This is a genomic window from Phocaeicola dorei (assembly GCF_013009555.1).
Taxonomy (GTDB): domain Bacteria; phylum Bacteroidota; class Bacteroidia; order Bacteroidales; family Bacteroidaceae; genus Phocaeicola; species Phocaeicola dorei.
On the sequence record NZ_CP046176.1, the window covers coordinates 1083951 to 1105042 of the forward strand.

The window sequence follows — 21092 nt, forward strand, 5'->3', positions numbered from 1 at the left end:
AGGTTTGTGGCTGTTCCGGCTATTTTTTATTCATGGCATTATATCTAGTTTTGCCATGTTCCTTGATGAAGAAATGAAGGGATTAGATTTTATGTATAACTTTAATTAATTACAAATGAAAGACTCGGAGAACAAACTATCGGGAAGTATGCATTCTTTTAAAAGGATGCTTTCCTTTGGTATTCTTATGGTAATTGCGATGACCCTGTTTGCTCAGGTTAAGAATGTATCGGGCGTGGTGCTTGATAAAAAAGGGGAGAGCATAATTGGTGCCAGTGTATTGGTGAAAGGTACTACTAATGGTACGATTACCGATTTTGACGGTAATTTTGTTTTGAGGAATGTGGCCGACAATGCCATTTTGCAGATTAGTTTTGTCGGATATCAAACTTCAGATGTATCAGTTAAGGGACAGAACAATATTAAGGTGGTATTGTCAGAAGATACTGAGACATTGGATGAGGTGGTAGTCATAGGATATGGCTCGGTTAAGAAAAGCACTTTGACGGGTGCGGTTGCCAAAATGGATTCTAAGGCAATAGAGGATCGTCCTTTGGCTCGTGCAGAGAATGCTTTGCAAGGTCAATTGGCTGGAGTGACAGTACGTAATACAACAGGTGAGCCGGGAGCCGATATGCAGATCCGTGTCCGCGGTGCGGCTTCTGTCAATGCAAATTCCGATCCACTTTATGTGGTTGATGGGGTGCCTATGAATACGTTGAGCGGATTGAATCCTTCGGATATCGCTTCCATAGAAGTTTTGAAAGATGCTGCTTCTGCTGCGATTTATGGTTCACGTGGTTCCAATGGAGTTGTTTTGGTTAGTACTAAACAAGGTAAGAGTGGAAAAGCGAAGGTGGCGTTCAATGCTAGTTTCGGTGTACAGACATTAGAGAAAAAAATGGATGTGCTTAATGCGACGGAATGGATGGAATTTAAATTGAGATGGAATGATGCAAACTATTTGCAGGAAGCGAAGAAATTGGGTTTGACTAGTGCCAATATAAAGGATGATAATGCCACACGTTTGTCTAATCTCGGAATTCAGGCAGGTACGGCAAACTCTTATCTGGTTGTTTTTGATGAACGTTGGTTTAACTATTTGGGAGATGACATGAGGAATGCGCATACTTATACTCCCAATCCGGAACAACTTAGCCTGTTGGATTGGCAGGATGAGTTTTTTCGTAACTCTATCGTACAGGATTATAGTTTGAATGTTTCGGGAGGGACGGAAAACACATCTTATTTATTCTCAGGTGGATATATGAATCAGGCTGGTATCGTTACCGGTACGGGATATGAAAGATTCTCTTTTCGTGCCAATATTGAATCAAAGATAAACAAATATCTTACAATAGGTATGAATATGGCTCCTACGTATATTGTGCAGGATGGTTCCGGACAGGCAAATGGTAAGGATTCCCAGGTACATCAGGCTTTGTATGCTACACCGGTATCGGAACCGGGGGTAGGATATATGACAAATGTTGATCCGAATCCCTATTATCTTTGGGCGGGAAGCACATCGAGTCCGGTTTATAATATGGAGAAGAATATCAAACAGAATAGAATGATGCGTTTGGTTGGGAATGCTTTCGTACGTATCACTCCGTTTAAAGATTTCAGGGTAGAACTTTCTGCTTCGGCTAATTATTATGATTTGGATGGAAATGATTATAAGTACACTAGTACAACCGGTAGTTGGGCGCAGGGAGAAGGACAAAACTCTTCGGGGGGGCATAATACGGAAAGAAAATGGAGTACTCTTTTGCAGGCTCTTGCAAATTATGACCATGTTTTTGGCAATCATGGAATTAGTGTAATGGCGGGTTTTTCTTCCGAACAGAGTAATCTTGGTTTCAGTACGGCCCAATCTTTTAACAAACCATTTCCCAATGATGCCATAACAGGTTCCTTTGATGGTTCGAAAGTTACAGCAGGAACTAATACGGTAACAGAGAAAACAGCCAATAAATTGTTGTCTGTGTTTGGACGTTTGCAATATAATTATGCAGAACGTTATATGTTGTCCGGTAGTTTGCGTTATGATGGCGGTTCCGTATTCGGAGCTAACAATAAGTGGGGCATCTTTCCGGCTGTTTCCGGAGGTTGGTTAGTGTCAAATGAGAAATTCTTTAAAAATTGGAGAATGTCTTGGTGGAATACATTGAAGCTGAGGGCTAGCTATGGTGTGACCGGTAATAATTCTATCAGTAACACGGCTGCTTATCCTACTTTGTCTGCAGGAAATTATGCAGGTGCTCCCGGTTATAAGGCAAATTCTTTAGGTAATGCTGATTTAGGTTGGGAAAAAACACATAGTACTGATGTTGCGCTTGATTTAGGATTCTTCAATAATAGAATTCAATTGTCGCTGGATTGGTATACCAAGAATACGACTGATTTGTTATATCAGGTACCTGTGGAAGGAGCTTCCGGTTTTACTACCGTTTGGGATAATTTAGGAGATATCCATAATGAAGGCTTTGAGATCGAATTGAATACGCATAATCTCACAGGAAAATTTTCATGGAGTACGTCATTCAATATGTCATATAATAAAAATGAGGTGAAAGCTCTAGGGAAAGATAATACTCCGGTATATTCGGGATTTGATAAGAACAATCCGTCTAATATTCTGACTGTGGGAAAGCCTGTTAATACATTCTATATGTATGATGCAATAGGTGTATGGAAAAATCAAGCTGAAATTGATGCTTATAGTGCTGCCCATGGAGGAAAGCCGGTTACTTTTGAAGGAAAACAAATTGTACCGGGTGATATCCGATACAAAGATGTAAATAATGATGGTGTGTTCGATAAAGATAATGACAGGGACTATTTAGGTAGTCCTACTCCTAAATTAGTATTTGGAATGACGAATACTTTTACTTACAGAAATTTTGATTTGTCTATCTTGATGACAGCTCAGACAGGAGGAAAGATTTTTGGTGTATTGGGACGTGCCATTGACCGTCCGGGTATGGGGGCTAAAGGGAATGCTTTAGGACATTGGAGAGAGGCATGGTGGTCGGAAGATGAGCCGGGCAATGGAAAAGTACCTTATATTTTAAGTTCTACTACAGGTGCTACGTTAGACTCCCGATGGTTATATTCTTCCAATTATCTGCGTATCAAGAATTTGACTTTGGGGTATAAATTACCTATTAATCCTAAATTTATTTCCTATGCACGTGTATATGTATCCATTGAAAATCTGGCTAAATGGGATAGTTATTATGGAGGGTACTCTCCGGAGGCGGCCAATACGGCAGCCAGTTCCTCACCCGGAGGTAGCAGTGCTTTGGGATTGGACTATGGTGGTTATCCTTCACCGAGAATTTACACTTTGGGTATCAACGTTAATTTCTAATAAAAATATAGAGCTATGTTCAAATTAAAAAATATATTGCAATTGAGTGCATTGATGTTCTTTGTTATGTCGTGCGATGATTATTTGGAAACTCCTCCTGCTGATTTAATGACCTCTGATGGTTTCTATCAGACTCCCAGTCAGTCTGAACAAGGGGTGGTAGGTATTTATTCCGATTTGCGTGAACTTGCCAATTCAGAGTATTTATTGATGTCTGAATGTCGTTCGGATAATGCATGGACAGAACCAAGACCTAATGGGTTGAGAGATTTTTCAGAGATAAGCACATTCAGAGCTACCAGTGATTTGGCAACTTTTAATAGTGTATGGAATACATGGTATAAAGTAATTTATGATGCGAATACTGCTATTGCCAAAATAGCAGGATGTAACTTTGAATCGAATGATAAGATTAAAAAGCAGTTTATGGGCGAAGTCTATTTTCTGAGAGGATGGGCTTATTTTGAGTTATCACGCCTTTTTGGTAATGTTCCGATTATTGATGCTCCTTTATCGCCTAGTGAAGTGAAGAAAGTACCTCAATCGTCTGCACGGGAAGTTTTGGATAATATAGTGGTTCCTGATTTGATTAATGCGCAGACGATGCTTCCTCTAAAAGAAAATATGGTGAGTGCGAATGGAACTTCGATTGTATTGCAGGGGCGTGCGGACAAGATGGCGGCAGAAGCTATGCTGGCACGTGTGTATATGACTTTGGCGGGTTTCCCATATTATGATTCCGATGCCAAGATATTAGCTAAAAAGCAATTGGAAATTGTGTTGAATTACTCAAAATCCAATCAGAATAAATATTGGGCTCCGACACTTGATGAATGGAGAAAGCAGTGGATGCCGAGCACGGATTATTATAATAAATACTCTATTTTTGCTATTCAGTATCGTACGGGAGGAACAGGCAACAGCGCTTTGTTTAATTTCAGTATGGCTCTACCTCCTTCCTATACGAATAGAAGAATCTTTGGAAATGAAATTTATGTGGAAAAGAGTTTGATGTATGAATTTGATAAAATTTATTCTGATGGGAAAAAAGATGGAAGAGGGAATGGTTTTTCTGTTCTGACAGGATATGAGGCAGAGCCTAATTATCCGGCTTATACGAATACAAAAGAGAAATTGATTTTGGAAGATGGTTCGCAAGTGGATGTTTATACAAAATCAATGTTTTATAAGTTTATGCCTAGTAAACGGAAGATAGCGGAACTTGGGATGTCACTGACTCCGGAAGTCACAATGAAAGACGATAATGACTGGCCTGTAAATCTTCCTATTTTACGCTTGGAAGATATGATGTTGATGTATGCTGAGTTATTGGTTGAAGAAGGTAAAATAATGGAAGCTGTAGCTTATGTGAATGATATCCGTAAAAGAGCCGGTTGTGATGAGGTGAATACGGTAAGTGCTGCAGATGCTTTGAAATTGATAAAACGGGAGCGTAGAATAGAATTAATGGGAGAAGGAGTGCGTTGGTTTGATTTGGTGCGTTGGGGGGAATGGCAAACGGAAATTCAAAGTTTATTTGATAGTTATCATAATCCGGATGGTACCGATAAGAATAATGTAAAGACAGGACGTTATTTATATCCTATTCCATTGAATCAATTAAATGTGACTCCGGGATTATATAAACAAAATGAGGGATATTAAGTATATAAGTTAAACAAAGTTAGTTTTGAAGGTGAAAAGGTAAAGAGGTGTGTCAAAAGCTATTTTTGATAATTGCTTTGTTATGTGGCACACCCTCTTTTTATCGGAAAATAGAGAAGTAGATTATTTATGAAAAATAAAAAGTTGCTTATTGCCATTTTGTGCATATTTGTATTTGATTTGCCGGGGGCTGCTAATCGCATTCGGCAGAATTTTGACTTTGACTGGCAGTTTAGATTAGGAGAAAATGGAGATTTTAGAGAGGTACAATTACCGCATGACTGGAGTGTGGAGTTGGATTTTGATGAAAAAGCAGGAGGAGCGAGTGGTTATTTGCCGGGTGGCATAGGTTGGTATCGCAAATCTTTTATGATTCCGGCGAGTTACAAAAATCAAAAAGTTAGTCTTGTTTTTGATGGTATTTATCATAAAGCTACTATTTTTTTGAATGGAAAGGAGATTGCTTATCATCGTTATGGATATACTTCGTTTGAAACAGATCTGACCCCTTTCCTGAAATATGGAGAGAGTAATGACTTGAAAATCAAGGTAGATCATTCAGAAATTTCTCGCTGGTATACTGGTTCCGGCATTTATCGGCATGTCTGGTTGCAAGTGACTAACCCTATTCATGTAAAAATGTGGGGAACTTATGTTACGACACCGGAGATAACTGAATCCCAGGCAACGGTCAAGATTGTCACTACTATCGAAAACTCCATGGAGTTACCGACAACAGTGATTGTCCAGCAACGCCTGTTGGATGGTGATGGAAAAATTGTAAAAGCAGAAGGTAAAGAGGTGATGGCCCGGACTACGTTGAAACTTGATAAAGAAAAAACAGCTGAAGTAGTTCAGAATTTGTTAGTCAGCCATCCTAAATTATGGGATTTGGATTTTCCCTATCGTTATACGGTGGAAACCATTATAAAAAAAGGAGGAAAGACAATTGATAAATATCTGACTCCTTTTGGAATACGTTCAGTGAAATTTGATAAAGACAAGGGTTTTTTTCTCAATAACAAACATCTTAAGCTGAAAGGCATGTGCCTTCATCAGGATGCAGGATGTTTGGGAACGGCTGTACCGGATAGGGCTTATGAACGCCGTTTGCTTATTTTAAAGGAATTTGGCACGAATGCTATCCGTTGCTCGCATAATCCTCCTTCTCCGGAATTTCTTAACTATTGTGATTCTATTGGCTTTTTGGTTATAGATGAGGCTTTTGATAAATGGAAATCGGGATATTATGAAGAATTTTTTGATTCTAGCTGGCAGCAGGATATCAGCGATATGGTAATTCGTGACCGTAATCATCCTTCTGTTATCTTGTGGAGTATAGGTAATGAGTTGGCTGAGGCAAAATTAAAAGATGATACAGGGATTGAACGTGCTGGTATGTTGCAGGATTTTGTACATCAACTGGATCCGAGCCGTCTTGTTATGCTCGCTTTGCAGCCGGGATTTGAAGATAAATTTGCTTCGGTGACAGATGTACTAGGGTATAATTATATGGAACCTCGGTTGATTTATGATAAAAAGAAATACCCGGAACGTATTTGCCTGATCAGTGAGAGCTATCCTTATTATAGTAGCATACGTGAATTTGATTCACGTGATTATGATGAGAAAAATCCATGGAATTATGTAATGGAACATGAATATATTTGTGGCTCTTTCATGTGGACCGGTGTGGATTATATTGGGGAGAGTTCAGGTTGGCCTAGTAAGGGATGGCCTTCTGCTCCGTTTGACATGTGTATGTCTGAAAAACCTAGAGGAGGATATTTTCGGGCTTTGTGGAATGAGAAGCCTTTTTTGGGACTTTATGTCATAGATTATAATTTGGATGAAGATCCGGGTAAAGACCATTGGCAAGCACCGGGAATGGTACACGATTGGACTTTTCCTTATCAGGATGCGCGTGTCATGCAGATTCAAACGCCGTCTAATTGTGACGAAGTGATGTTGATAGATCCTAGAGGAAAGGTATATGGACCTAGAAAGCCACGGGATTATATAAATAATACGATTAAATGGAATCAACCTTATCGTCCGGGTAAGGTGGTGGTGATAGGGTATAAAGATGGGATAGAAGTGTGCCGTGACAGTATACAGACTTCCGGAAATAAAGCTGTCCGTTTTACTCTGAAAGCGGATCGGGAACAGTTAAAGGCTGACGGGCAGGATTTATCTCATATCTCTTTGAATTTATATGATGAACAAGGCATCCCCATACGGATAGATGACAGACAAGTGAAAGTGACCGTGGAGGGTAACGGACGTTTGATGGGGATAGATAGTGGCGAGATGCGTCGTAGTGAACGTTTTAGCAGTCATACTTTACCCACTTATTTGGGTCGTGCCCAAATAGTAGTACAGGCAGGGCGTATGCGGGGACAGCTCAAAGTAAAAGTGGAGGTCGAAGGAATGGCATCGCAGGAACTTGTTCTGCTTGTTGGTTAGTAAAGGCTTCCTAATTAAAAAAGGTATTTTAAAAATCACTTTTAAAATACCTTTTTTAATTTTGCGGTATTATTCTGATGTTAAACCGAATGATATGAAAAATCGTATATTTTTTTTGTTGCTCTTCTTTGTTTGTCTGGAATGGAATGCATATGCAGTTATTGATATACAATCTATTCATATTACATCCAGTGACGGATTGGCCAATAATACAATTAGAGATATTTTTCAAGATAAGAAAGGCTTTATCTGGATTAGTACCACTAATGGACTGAGCCGGTATGATGGTCACTCTTTTATAACATTGTTACCGGAAAAGGATAGTCCGATTTCATTAGCGGATTATCATGTCAAGAAGATTGATGAAGATAAAAATGGTTTTTTATGGGTGCTTTCTACTTCAAATGTATTCAGTTGCTATGATTTAAGACATAATTGTTTTGTGGATTTTACAGGATGTGGGGAACACGACCAAGCTTATGCTTATCGTGTAGAAACTGCTAATGGTGATAATTGGTTATGGGATGGACAAAAAGGTTGCAGAAAGATTTCATTTGAAAATGAACATTTTTCCTCTGTGACATTTCAATGTGAAAATGGCAAACTACCTTCTAATAAAGTGAATAGTTTGATTGAAGATTCTAGAGGGAATGTTTGGATTTGTACTCAGGAAGGATTGGTGAAAGTAACAAGAAACAAAATCGAAGTAATTTCTGATATGCATAATTTCAGAGCAGCATTTTCTTATGAGAACGCATGCTTTTTTCTTGCTGATAATGGTGATATTTATGTTTATGATGAGGATGAAAAACTACATTTTGTTCAAAGAATCGGAAAGGATGACGTTGACTTTCATTTTACTACTCATTTTGGCACGAAAGATGATTGGTGGCTTTTTACAACAAAAGGAAGTTACAGGTTTCATTTATCTACCCGGCAGGTAAGATTAGACAACCCGATTAATATCCCCAACGCTCGTTTTGTCAGAGATAATCAGGGGGATTTCTATGTTTTTAATCAGACCGGTGTGTTGCATTATTTTCAGAAGGAAACCGGAATATGTAAAATACTGTCATTGATAGATGCCGCTCAGATGATGCCTGCTGCCGAGGAACGCTATGAAGTAATACAGGATAACAGAGGATTGATATGGATATCTACTTTTGGCTATGGTTTATTTGTGTATAATCCCCAAGAAGATATAATCAGCCATTACACTTATCAGGAGACTGGTAAAAATCTAGTTCATTCCAATTTTCTGCATAGCTTATTACTCGATCACTCGGGAAATGTATGGGTAGGATCGGAGTTTGCCGGTGTTACACTTTTGTCCGTATTAAGTGAAGGATCTTATCGTATTTATCCGGAACATGAGAGTATAAATGATTATGTGAATGCTATACGTACAGTGGTAAAGATGCCCGATGGTGGTTTCTGGTTTGGTACGCGTCAAGGGAATGTTTACGCTTATGATAAAAATTTGGAGGCTGCATCTTGTTATAAGATGCCATACAATTATATTTATGCGGCTTCTTGTGATGGAGATGGTAAATTATGGTTGGGAACCCGTACGATGGGTTTATGTATTGACGGACGTTGGTATCATAAAATGGCAGGTGATACCTTGTCATTGGCACATGAGAATATATTCGATATTTATCGTGATGATAAAAATAGGATGTGGATAGGAACTTTTGGGGGAGGACTGAATTTGGCGGTTTCACGAAAAGACAGGTATGTTTTTCGTAAGTTCCTGACTGGATCCGGTCGTTTGCAGGAAGTCAGGATGATCACTCAGGATAATAAAAAAAGGTTATGGGTAGGAACTAATAAGGGATTATGTGTTTTTTATGGAGATTCCATTATTGCTGATGCTCATAATTATAAACTTTATAATTATGAAAATGGAGATTTGCCCGGATATGAAATTAAATGTATTTTTCGTGATAGTCAGAATCGTATGTGGATAGGAATGTTGGGAGGCGGATTTTCTGTTTGTAACCCTAGTGAGGATTATAGGAACTTGAAATTTGTCCATTATTCCACAACTGATGGTTTGGTCAATAACATGGTAGAGTCTATTATCGAAGATAAGACTGGAAAAATATGGATTGCCACTCAGTATGGTTTATCTCGTTTTTCACCTGATACGGAAACTTTTGAAAATTTCTTCTTTTCAGCTTCTATGCAAGGAAATGTATATAACGAACATGGCGCTGCCATAACTGAAGATGGACTTTTGCTATTTGGAACAAATCATGGAGTCATAGTCATTGATCCTTTGAAAGTAACTTCATCTCCTATGACCCGGAATGTTATTCTAACTAATTTGAAAGTGAACGGAATCACAGTACAGGTTGGTGAGAAGGATTCTCCTTTGACACAGGCGTTAAGTTATACACAGAATATAAAATTAGATTATGACCAGAATTCATTCATTATAGAATTTTCAACATTGGATTATTCTTTGGCATTTCCTTCAAGGTTTATTTATAAATTGAGTCATTTTGATAATGAATGGAGTACCCCTTCTTCTTTGAATTTTGCTTCTTATAAAAATCTTTCTCCCGGCACTTATCATCTGCATGTAAAAGCATGTAATTCTGCTGGGATATGGAGTGATGAAGAAACTGTGCTCAATATTGTTATCACGCCTCCGTTTTGGGAAACCACTTGGGCTTATCTTTTTTATTTTCTTGTCGTTGTTATTGTGTTGTATGTTGCTTTTTGTTTGATACGGAATTTCAATAATTTACGGAATCGCATTCAGGTAGAAACACAGTTGACAGAGTACAAACTCATGTTTTTTACTAATATTTCACATGAATTCCGTACTCCGTTGACAATGATTCAGGGAGCTTTGGAAAAAATAGAGAGCTTGAATAAGATTCCCAAAGAGATGGTTTATCCCATACAGTTGATGAATAAAAGTACGAATAGGATGCTTCGTCTGATTAATCAATTGTTGGAATTTCGTAAAATGCAGAACAATAAACTTTCCTTGATGCTGGAAGAAACAGATGTGATGGTGTTCTTTTATGATATTTATCGAAGTTTCAAGGAAACGGCAGATGACAAACAGATTGATTTTCATTTTGCTCCTTCTACGTCATCTTATAAGATGTTTGTTGATCAAAGTAAATTGGATAAAATAGTCTATAATCTTCTTTCGAATGCTTTAAAATATACTCCTAAAGGAGGAAAGGTTGTTTTTGCAATTATCGTTAATGAGGAAGTGGGGAAATTATTTATATCGGTTAGTGACAACGGCGTAGGGATTCCTAAGGAGAAGCAAGGAGAGCTGTTTTCCCGTTTCATGCAAAGTGGTTTTTCACATAACAGTGTGGGAATCGGTTTACATTTGACTTATGAACTGGTAAATGTACATAAAGGAAGCATTTCATTTGATGAAAATGAGGGAGGTGGTTCTGTGTTTACTGTTATCTTACCGTTAGATTCCAGTGTTTATGGAAAAAACGATTTCCTAGTATCAAGCATCCTTCAGGAAGAATCGTTTGTTCATGAGCAGTGTGATACCTATTTAACAGTAAATCATGATTCAGTGACCCCGGACCCTTTGAATAAAAAAAGAATATTGATAATAGAAGATGATGGAGATGTGCGTAAGTTTTTAGAAACGGAACTTGGTATTTATTTTGAGATCATAAGTGAACCGGATGGGCTTTCCGGTTTACAAAAAGCTCAGTCTTTTGAGGTAGATTTGATTATTTGTGATGTATTGATGCCTGGTATGAATGGCTTTGATGTGACACGTAAACTGAAACGTGATTTTGAGACCAGTCATATTCCCATTATTTTGCTGACTGCTATGAGCACTTCGGAAAATAAACTTGAAGGGGTAGAAAGTGGTGCGGATGCATACATAACGAAGCCTTTCAGTTCCAGATTGTTATTAGCACGTATATTTCAACTTATTGAACAGAGGGAAAAGTTAAAACGAAAATTCTCTAATGACCCTGCTATGACAAGTCAGGCTTTATGTTCTACAGAACTGGATAGGAAATTTGGTGAAAAATTGCAGACTATTTTGGAAAAACAATTGGACAACCCGGAATTCACTATAGAGGATTTTGCATCTGCGGTGGGGGTAAGCCGTGCTGCTTTTTTTCGGAAAGTAAAAGGAGTGACCGGATATACACCTAATGAATATATGCGTATCCTTCGTATGAAAAGGGCTATGGAACTTTTGCAGGAGGGTATATACAATGTAAGTGAAATAGCTTATAAAGTAGGAATGAATGACCCTCTTTATTTTAGTAAATGCTTCAAATCTCACTTTGGAGCACCCCCTTCGGCTTATCTGCATAAAAAATAAATAAAGGAGCGCTTGAAAGATTATAATGTTTTCTTATTTTTGATGGATTTATACCATAAAAAGGTGACTAGCACGATAAATGCAAGGAAAATGGTAATCATTTCTGATTGGTATGTCATTGGTTCCACCCAGATTTCGTGGAAGGCATTCCATCTTCCCATAACTTCTACGAAAGTCCAAAATACGACTACTGTAGCAATAGAAAAACGGAGAGCGTATCCCCATTGACTGATATTTATCAATCTTCGGAACATAAATAGTGATCCTACAAGGCAGCCGAATGCAACCAATGCGGTGATAGGATGGCGGTCACCTATAAAATTATCATCATAGCAGAATAGCAATACCATGTAATTGGTCCATAAAATAAGATTCAGCTCCATGAAAGTAACCAGTGAGGTGTGGCGTGTCATGGGACGCATTTCTACTTGTACTTTGCTGTTGCGGAAAAATACCCGTTGCAGATAATTGAAAAAATCGCATCCGCTTTTTATATTGAATAAGTAGAGTAACATGAACATAATCCAAAATCCGAAAGAAGAGGGCATGATCAGATATTCTGGTTTGGTTACCACTTCTCCGTCTACTATGAGTGGCTGTACTCCGAAACGATGTGCGTAATACACATAAATGAATTCAATCCATCCTGTCCAAAATAACAGACCTCCGAATAGCCCCCAAAGAGTTTGTTGAGTATCTCCTTTGGCAAATACGCCCGTTATGACCATTATTAAGCCTATTAATCCCATGAAAAAGGTTGCGTAATGCATGGTTACCGGTTCCATCAGGTGTTCCATTAAGATCATCAATGCATGTCCTAGCGGCATGGTAAACAATACAATTAGGAATGAGGTGATACCGATAAACACATTTCTTTTTTTTAGTTTCATTTTTTCTTCTTTCTTTCTATGTGATATAAAATTACAAATAAAGTTCCGAATATAAGTGCCGCCCATGTGATACTGATTACTACTAAGTATCGATTATATAAATATTCCCCATCTTCGGGAGTATGGTTCAAAGTGCAAAGCAAACATCGGCACAATGGATTATTTGCGTCGTGGGAACAATAGGAGTAAATAAGGAATGACAGACTACCTATAAGTAGGGTTAGTACAGCCAGAATCTCTATCTTTCTATGATGAAGTGTCTTGTTCACAGGCATTTCATGATGTACCAGTTTAACCATGCTTGTTTTTTTTGCAAAATTAGTTATAGAAGTATATACTGACAATACCTATTAATGGTGATAAAATCCAGTTTTATACCTAAAAATAAGTACTTGTGTACTTTATTATATATGTGATTATTAGCAATAAAACCCCAATTTTTAGGTATTGTGTACCCTTGGTAGTAAGGGTAACTTTGCAACAAATTTTAAAACATAAAATAATAACTATTAATCAATAAAACAAAAGTATTATGAAATTGAAAAACTATTTAGCGATGATGGCTATTGCATTGTGTGCAGTAGCATGTAGTGATGATGATAATAAAAAGGAAGATACCGTGATCCCGGCTCAGGAGGTTGCTGGTACTTACAATGGAACATTATCACTCTCAGTATCAGGAAATGATCAAGGAACGTCAGACAGTCAGGTGAAAATTACTGCGGAAGAAGGAGGAACTGTTCAAGTTCTTCTAGTTGGTGGTGCTGGTGAAGGAATGATGTCATTGCCGGATATTGCTATACCTGGAATTAAAGTACAGACCTCCGATAATGTTACTTATACTTTTCCGGAAAGTGCTATTGATGTAACTGTTGGTACTGTAAAATATACAGGAAGTTTACAAGGAACGATTAAGGATGAAAAAGCTGATCTGATCTTTACACTAAAGCCGGGAGCCATGCCTATGGCTATTACTGCGACTTTTGTAGGCACTAAATAGCATGAAAAGATATCTCTTTATTATATCCATGCTGGGAATGATGCTTTTGCCATTCTCGGCATGTGATGGTATTTTGGAAGGAATATATGATAGTCCTGCTGCTTCGGATAGTAATGAATTCGGTTTCATAAGAACAGACCCTTCTACCCATTCGGGTACTATTTATATTGATGCTACTGATTATAGACGTTGGACTTTTATTGATTTCCATACACAAAAAGTAGATTCTGTGAATGTGACAGATTCTGACCAGAAAGAACCGGAGGAATGGGATATTGCTGTCCATCGTTATGACGTTAAAACCAATGCTGGAGCAGTATTGGAAACCGGTTTCACAGGTTTTTCCGCTTTACAGAATGCGAGTGCGATGCCCGAAGGAGTCTATGTGGATGATGTTTGGACTACCGCTAAGGTAGCCATTGATATGTCAGGTATGATGGATGGCAATATTGTTTATATGGAATCCTATTATAATGAAGAACTATCCAAATGGTTGAATGTTGATAAAAGTAATATGCCACCTACCTATACTCTTTCAAACAAGGTTTATATGGTAAAGCTGAAAGATGGAACTTATGCGGCTGTTCGTCTCACAAATTATATGAATGCTAGTGGTGTAAAAGGCTTCATGACTATTGACTATATTTATCCGTTTGAATTGTAAACCGACATACGATATGCATAGACTACTCAGAAACGTGTGCTTGATATTGTGTTGGCTGATGGCGATACCAGTATCAGCACAACGAATTATTTCGGGAACTGTATTTGATGAAAATAAAGAACCTCTGATGGGAGCAACAGTCTCCGTAAAAGAAAAAGTAACTTTGGGAACCACTACGGATACACAGGGAAAATACACATTGAAATTACCCGATAATAGAGAATATACTCTGCAGGTTTCATACATGGGGTATATCTCGCAAACTCATAAAGTGTCTGTCAGCAAAACAGGTAAAGTTGATTTTATACTGAAAGAAGATGCTGTAAATATGGAAACTATAGTTGTAACAGGAACCCGTACTCCGAAACTCCTGAAAGATGTTCCTATTGTTACTCGGGTCATTACTGCCGATGAAATAAAGAAAGTAGATGCCACCCATATTGGAGATTTGCTTCAGGCAGAACTGCCGGGAATTGAATTTTCTTATTCCATGGACCAGCAAGTTTCTCTCAATATGCAAGGATTTGGTGGAAATGCTATACTTTTTCTGGTTGATGGTGAGCGTCTGGCAGGTGAGACTTTGGATAATATAGACTATAACCGCTTGAATATGGACAATGTGGAGCGTATTGAGATTGTAAAGGGTGCGGCTTCTTCACTTTATGGTTCGAATGCGGTAGGAGGAGTGGTAAACATCATAAGTAAAGTGTCTGCGGAGCCTTGGACTGTGAATCTCAATGGACGTTACGGGGCTTATAATGAGCAGCGTTATGGAGGAACAATAGGTTTCAATGCCGGAAAATTCAATAGTGTGACTAATGTACAGCATACCCAAGTAGATGAAAAAGATTTGGCAGATGGAAAAACAAATGAGGAAACGGAGGATTGGGCATTTAAAAAGGTGTATGGTGATAAAACTTGGAATTTCAAAGAACGTTTGGTCTATACTGCTAATGATCATCTGAAACTGACGGCACGTGCTGGATATTTTTTTCGTGAACGTGAGAAGTCACAGACTAGTAAAGACCGTTATCGCGACTTCAGTGGTGGGGTGAAAGGAAATTATGTATTTGATAAAGATAAAGATCTGGAAATAGCTTATTCTTTCGACCAGTATGATAAGAGCGATTACTTGCCACAAGATGCTAATGATGTACGTGATTATAGTAATGTACAACATTCGGTTCGTACTTTTTATAATCATACTTTTGTCGGTAAGCATATTCTCACCTTGGGTGGTGATTATATGCGTGATTATTTAATGTCCTATCAGTTTGCCAATAATGGAAGTAAACATCAGTATACAGTGGACGGTTTTGCACAGTTTGACTGGAACCCGACGAAATATTTCAATGTCATCACAGGATTACGTTTTGATTATTATTCGGATTCCGATATTAATCATTTCTCTCCCAAATTAGGACTGATGTATAAAATAGGAAACTGTTCATTGAGAGGTTCCTATGCCGGTGGTTTCCGAGCCCCTACTTTGAAAGAAATGTATATGAATTTTGATATGGCAAGTATTTTTATGATTTATGGTAATCCTGACTTGAAGCCTGAAACCAGCCATAATTTTTCTCTTTCGGCAGAATATATTAAAGGTCGTTATAATTTGACGGTGACAGGTTTCTATAATATAGTTGATAATCGTATCACTACGGCATGGAGTGAGGCGTTGAAAGGACAGGTATATACCAATATATCAAATATCAAGATATCTGGTGCCGAGGCAAATGCTTCTGCCAAATATCCTTGTGGACTGTCGGCACGTTTATCTTATGCTTATACACATGAGAATATCAAGAAAGGGCAACCTGTCATTTCAAGTACTCGCCCGCATACGGCTACTGTCCGTCTTGAGTATGACAAGCATTGGAAGAACTATGCGTTTAATATTGCTTTGAACGGACGTTTTCTTTCCAAGGTGAATACGGAGGAATATACGTCGAACACTTCTTATGAAGAAACTGAGAAGGTGACCTATCCGGCGTATACAATGTGGAAGCTTACGTTGTCTCAAAAAGTATGGAAAGGTGTTGATATGACTTTGGCGGTGGACAACTTGTTTAATTATGTTCCTTCCCGTTATTATAATAATTCGCCTGCTACTAAAGGAACAACTTTTTCAGCCGGTTTATCATTAAATATAGAACAATTATTCAAATGAAATTTGGCTGCTAATACTAAATAAACTACGTGATTTAAATAAAGATATGAAGAAGAAACAATTACTGATTGGAGGAGGGATAGCAGTCATCTTGCTGCTTTTGTTTGGTGTATGGAATCTTTGGTTCAGTGCAACTAAAGTGGCTTTCATCAACTATCAGGTAATCAGTTTAGGGCAGATATCTAAGGCTAATGACAACTCATTTATTAAAATCAGTGAACTGAGCACAGATGACCTGAACCGATTGACCAGTTATGATATGATATTTATCAATGCCATGGGATTAAGGATTACTGAAGAGCAACGTGCGCAAATACAAAAGGCGGCCGATGGTGGTCTTCCGATATTGACTACTGCCGCTACCAATCCTGCAAACAAGATTATTTCATTGGATTCCATCCAAGCGGATACATTGAAACATTATCTGTCTAATGGAGGACGTCGTAACTATCGCAGTATGCTGAACTATGTACGTGTGTATATTGATAAAAAACGATTCTCTGTGTCTGAACCGGAAGCCGTAGTGAAACGTGCCGATGATGTGCTTTATCACATGAACCCAAAGAGTCCCGAAGACGAAGAGTTGGGTTTCAATACGGTAGCCGGATACAATATTTTTCTGCAAAACAACGGTTTGTGGAAAGAGAATGCTCCGCGTATTATTGTGACCGGTCCGATGGGTGAACCTTCCGGACTTATTGCTAAATTGGAGGAAACAGGCAATATGGTTTATCCTATACGTTCCATGCATTCTTTTATTCAGAACCATGGAATTGATTCTGTTCGTCCGTCTGCTATCATCAATATGGCGCATGGACGTATGGGCGATTATATCGTAGATTATTTGGCGAAACAGAATATACCGCTTTTCTCCCCATTGAATGTAAATCGCTTGGTAGAGGAGTGGGAGAGTGACAAGATGGGTATGAATGGCGGCTTTATGTCACAAAGTATTGTTACCCCCGAAATAGATGGAGCTATCCGTCCGTTCGCTCTTTTTGGACATTATAAGGATGAGGAGGGTTTACAACGTGCTTATGCTATTCCAGAACGCTTGGAAACTTTTGTGGAAACAGTTAATAACTATATTACTCTGCAGCGTAAATCCAATAGTGAGAAACGCGTAGCTATTTATTATTATAAGGGTCCTGGTCAGAATGCACTGACTGCGGGTGGTATGGAAGTGGTTCCTTCACTTTATAACTTGTTGCAGCGTATGAAACGCGAGGGCTACAAGGTGGACGGTTTGCCTACCTCTCCGAAAGAATTGGAACAGATGATACAATCTCAAGGAGCCGTATTTGGTCCGTATGCCGAAGGAGCTTTTGACCGGTTTATGGAAACCGGCAAGCCCGAACTCATTACAAAAGAACAATATGAAAGTTGGATAAAGAAATCCATTCGTTCTGATATGTATGCCGAAGTAGTAGCTGCTAATGGTGAATTTCCCGGAGCATATATGACTACTTCAGACGGCCGTTTAGGAGTAGCTCGTTTGCAATTTGGAAATGTGGTGCTCTTGCCACAGAATGCAGCCGGTAGTGGGGATAATGCATTTAAAGTTGTACATGGAACCAATGCAGCTCCTCCACATACTTATATTGCTTCTTATCTGTGGACACAATTTGGATTTAAAGCTGATGCGTTGATTCATTTCGGTACTCATGGCAGTTTAGAGTTCACTCCGCGCAAACAAGTTGCTTTGTGTAGCAATGACTGGTCCGACCGTCTGGTAGGTGCATTACCTCATTTTTATATTTATTCCATCGGCAATGTAGGCGAAGGGATGATTGCTAAGCGTCGTTCGTATGCGGGATTGCAATCTTACCTTACTCCACCTTTTATGGAAAGTAGTGTTCGCGCCATTTATCGTGAACTGACTGAGGCTGTCAAGACATACAATAATTTGCTTCCGGCTGATGGGCAGGCTGTACTGTCTACTGGAAATAAAGAAGCTTTGAACCGTGCTTCATTGATGGTAAAGAAACTCACGGTGAAACTGGGCATCCATCGTGAATTGGGATTGGATAGTCTTCTTACTGTTCCTTATGCTGAAGAAGATATTCAGCGTATAGAAAATTTTGCTGAGGAGCTGGCAAATGAGAAGATTACAGGTCAGTTGTATACAATGGGGATTCCCTACGAACCCATTCGTATTACTTCCAGTGTGTATGCTATGGCTACCGAGCCGATAGCCTATAGTCTGTTGGCATTAGATAAACTACGTAATCGTGCGGACGGACAGGTAGAGAAACATCGCACTCTTTTTACTCAACGTTATTTGGAACCTGCACGTGATTTGGTCACTCGTTTATTGGCTGATCCGTCGTTGGTTTCTGACGAATTGATTTGTCGTATTACTGGCATTACTTCCGATGAACTTGCTAAAGCACATGAAATCAATAAATCCCGTAATACTCCCCAAGGCATGATGGCCATGATGATGGCATTAGCTGAAGAGGCTCCGGCTGAGGCTAAAACACATGCTGATATGAGCGGTGGAATAATGCAGGCTGACCAAAGCGTACGTTCGAAAAGGAATAGCATATCTGAGTCAATGAAAGAGAAAATGAAGGAAATAGCGAAAGGTATGAATCCTGAGAAAGCTATGGAACTTGCAAAAAGAATAGGTGCAAGCCCTGAAGCTTTAAAGAAAATGGAAACAGGAATGTACAAGAGCCATGCTGTAGGTATGAATACACTGGCCAAAGATACGGTTATAATGAAAACAACTTCTCGAGGAAAACGTGAAAAAGCGGATAGTGATAAATTCGGAGGCATGGAAGCGATGATGAAAGTTATGATGTCCAAGAAAAAAGAATACTCTAAAGAGGAGATAAATTTTGCTTTGGCTGTCATGGAAGTAGAACGCACTTTGAAGAATGTGGGTAATTATAAGAGTGCTCTTTTGGAAAGTCCGGAAAGAGAATTGACCTCTATGGTTAATGCGTTGAATGGAGGATATACACAACCTTCACCGGGTGGCGATCCTATCGCCAATCCTAATACTTTACCTACGGGACGAAATCTTTTTGCTATCAATGCTGAAGAAACTCCGTCGGAATCTGCATGGGAGAAAGGGAAACAATTGGCTGACAATACTATCGAAATGTATCGTCGTCGTCATAATGACTCTATTCCCCGTAAAGTAAGCTATACATTATGGAGTGGAGAATTTATAGAAACCGGTGGCGCTACTATTGCACAGGTATTGTATATGTTAGGTGTAGAGCCTATTCGTGATACGTTCGGACGCGTGACGGATCTTCGTTTGATCCCTTCGGCAGAATTGGGGCGTCCTCGTATTGATGTTGTGGTGCAAACTAGCGGGCAGTTGAGAGATATTGCCGCTTCACGCCTGTTCCTTATCAACCGTGCCGTAGAGATGGCTGCCAATGCTAAAGAGGATCAATTTGAAAATCAAGTGGCGGCAGGTGTTGTGGAAGCTGAACGTGTATTGATAGAAAAAGGTCTGACTCCGAAAGAAGCCCGCGAAATGTCTACTTTTCGTGTGTTTGGAGGAGTGAATGGCAATTATGGTACGGGTATACAAAGTATGGTGCAATCTGGTGACCGTTGGGAAAGTGAAGAGGAAATCGCCGATGTTTATTTGAATAATATGGGTGCTTTTTATGGTAGTGAAAAGAATTGGGAAACTGTCCGCCAATTTGCTTTGGAAGCTGCTTTGACACGTACGGATGCGGTTATTCAGCCACGTCAAAGCAATACATGGGGTGCATTAAGCCTGGATCATGTGTATGAGTTTATGGGAGGTATGAATCTTGCTGTCCGTAATGTGACCGGTAAAGATCCCGATGCGTATCTGAGCGACTATCGTAATCGTAACAATGCCCGTATGCAAGAGGTGAAAGAAGCTATTGGCATAGAGAGTCGTACCACAATATTCAATCCTGCTTATATTAAGGAAAAAATGAAAGGGGAGGCCGGCGCAGCTAATACTTTTGCTGAGATTGTGCAAAATACGTATGGCTGGAATGTCATGAAACCTCAGGCTGTTGATAAGGAAATGTGGAATGAGATATATGATGTGTATGTAAAGGATAAATTTAACTTGGGAGTGCAGGGTTATTTTGAAAAGCAGAACCCTGCTGCTTTGGAAGAAATGACTGCGGTAATGATGGAAACTATCCGTAAAGGAATGTGGCAGGCTAGCGAGCAACAGATAGCGGATATTGCCAAACTACATACCGATTTGGTGAATAAATATAAACCGTCTTGTTCAGGTTTTGTTTGTGATAATGCAAAATTACGTCAGTTCATAGCTTCTAAAATGGATGCACAGACTGCATCCCGGTATAAGGAAAACATCAGTCAGATACGTGAAGTTGCTGCTTCAAAAGAGCAAAAGGGTATGGTGATGAAAAAAGAAGAGATGAATACAGTCGGTACGGAACAACAGACGAATACGGTAAGCAATACTGTTGTTTGTGTTGTAGTGGTGGCTGCTGTTCTTGTTTTAATTGTATTGGTGCGTTGTCGCCGTAAAAAAATGCAGGAATAACAG

At 39.0% G+C, this 21092-nt stretch carries 10 protein-coding genes; 8 read left to right on the forward strand and 2 right to left on the reverse strand.

All coding sequences use genetic code 11. From position 1 onward, the window contains the following. The first annotated feature begins 115 nt into the window (after positions 1 to 115). From GKD17_RS04195 to GKD17_RS04210, 4 genes are all read left to right on the forward strand, one after another. The gene (locus tag GKD17_RS04195) at positions 116 to 3376 is read left to right on the forward strand and encodes a SusC/RagA family TonB-linked outer membrane protein (protein ID WP_007836858.1); all 3261 of its coding nucleotides are present in this window, start codon (positions 116 to 118) and stop codon (positions 3374 to 3376) included. 15 nt (positions 3377 to 3391) lie between these two features. Then, a complete protein-coding gene (locus tag GKD17_RS04200) occupies positions 3392 to 5041 on the forward strand; it encodes a RagB/SusD family nutrient uptake outer membrane protein (RefSeq protein ID WP_007836860.1) in 1650 nt (549 codons plus the stop codon). 129 nt (positions 5042 to 5170) lie between these two features. Beyond that, positions 5171 to 7507, forward strand: a complete 2337-nt coding sequence (locus tag GKD17_RS04205; RefSeq protein WP_007836862.1) for a glycoside hydrolase family 2 TIM barrel-domain containing protein — start codon at positions 5171 to 5173, stop codon at positions 7505 to 7507. Positions 7508 to 7601: 94 nt separating this feature from the next. After that, positions 7602 to 11843 (forward strand): hybrid sensor histidine kinase/response regulator transcription factor, encoded by a 4242-nt coding sequence (locus tag GKD17_RS04210; RefSeq protein ID WP_032934043.1) that lies wholly within the window; start codon positions 7602 to 7604, stop codon positions 11841 to 11843. A gap of 20 nt (positions 11844 to 11863) precedes the next feature. On the opposite strand, the gene GKD17_RS04215 is transcribed toward GKD17_RS04210, so the two are convergent. Continuing rightward, the gene (locus GKD17_RS04215; protein ID WP_022185843.1) at positions 11864 to 12733 is read right to left on the reverse strand and encodes a hypothetical protein; all 870 of its coding nucleotides are present in this window, start codon (positions 12731 to 12733) and stop codon (positions 11864 to 11866) included. Then, a complete protein-coding gene (locus tag GKD17_RS04220) occupies positions 12730 to 13032 on the reverse strand; it encodes a hypothetical protein (RefSeq protein WP_007844761.1) in 303 nt (100 codons plus the stop codon). The genes GKD17_RS04215 and GKD17_RS04220 overlap by 4 nt, the downstream gene beginning before the upstream one ends. Positions 13033 to 13265: 233 nt before the next feature. Between GKD17_RS04220 and GKD17_RS04225 the strand changes: the two genes are divergently transcribed. Genes GKD17_RS04225 through GKD17_RS04240 form a run of 4 tightly spaced genes read left to right on the forward strand, consistent with a single transcriptional unit; the run spans position 13266 to position 21089 of the window. Beyond that, positions 13266 to 13733, forward strand: a complete 468-nt coding sequence (locus GKD17_RS04225) for a calycin-like domain-containing protein (protein ID WP_007836867.1) — start codon at positions 13266 to 13268, stop codon at positions 13731 to 13733. A gap of 1 nt (position 13734) precedes the next feature. Then, entirely contained in the window at positions 13735 to 14397 is a 663-nt protein-coding gene (locus tag GKD17_RS04230) for an HmuY family protein (protein ID WP_007836869.1), read from the forward strand. 13 nt (positions 14398 to 14410) lie between these two features. Then, positions 14411 to 16567 (forward strand): TonB-dependent receptor, encoded by a 2157-nt coding sequence (locus GKD17_RS04235; protein WP_007844759.1) that lies wholly within the window; start codon positions 14411 to 14413, stop codon positions 16565 to 16567. 46 nt (positions 16568 to 16613) lie between these two features. Beyond that, positions 16614 to 21089 carry a cobaltochelatase subunit CobN gene (locus tag GKD17_RS04240; RefSeq protein ID WP_007836876.1) on the forward strand — a complete coding sequence of 1492 codons (4476 nt, stop codon included), beginning with the start codon at positions 16614 to 16616 and terminating at the stop codon, positions 21087 to 21089. The last annotated feature ends 3 nt before the right edge of the window (positions 21090 to 21092 follow it).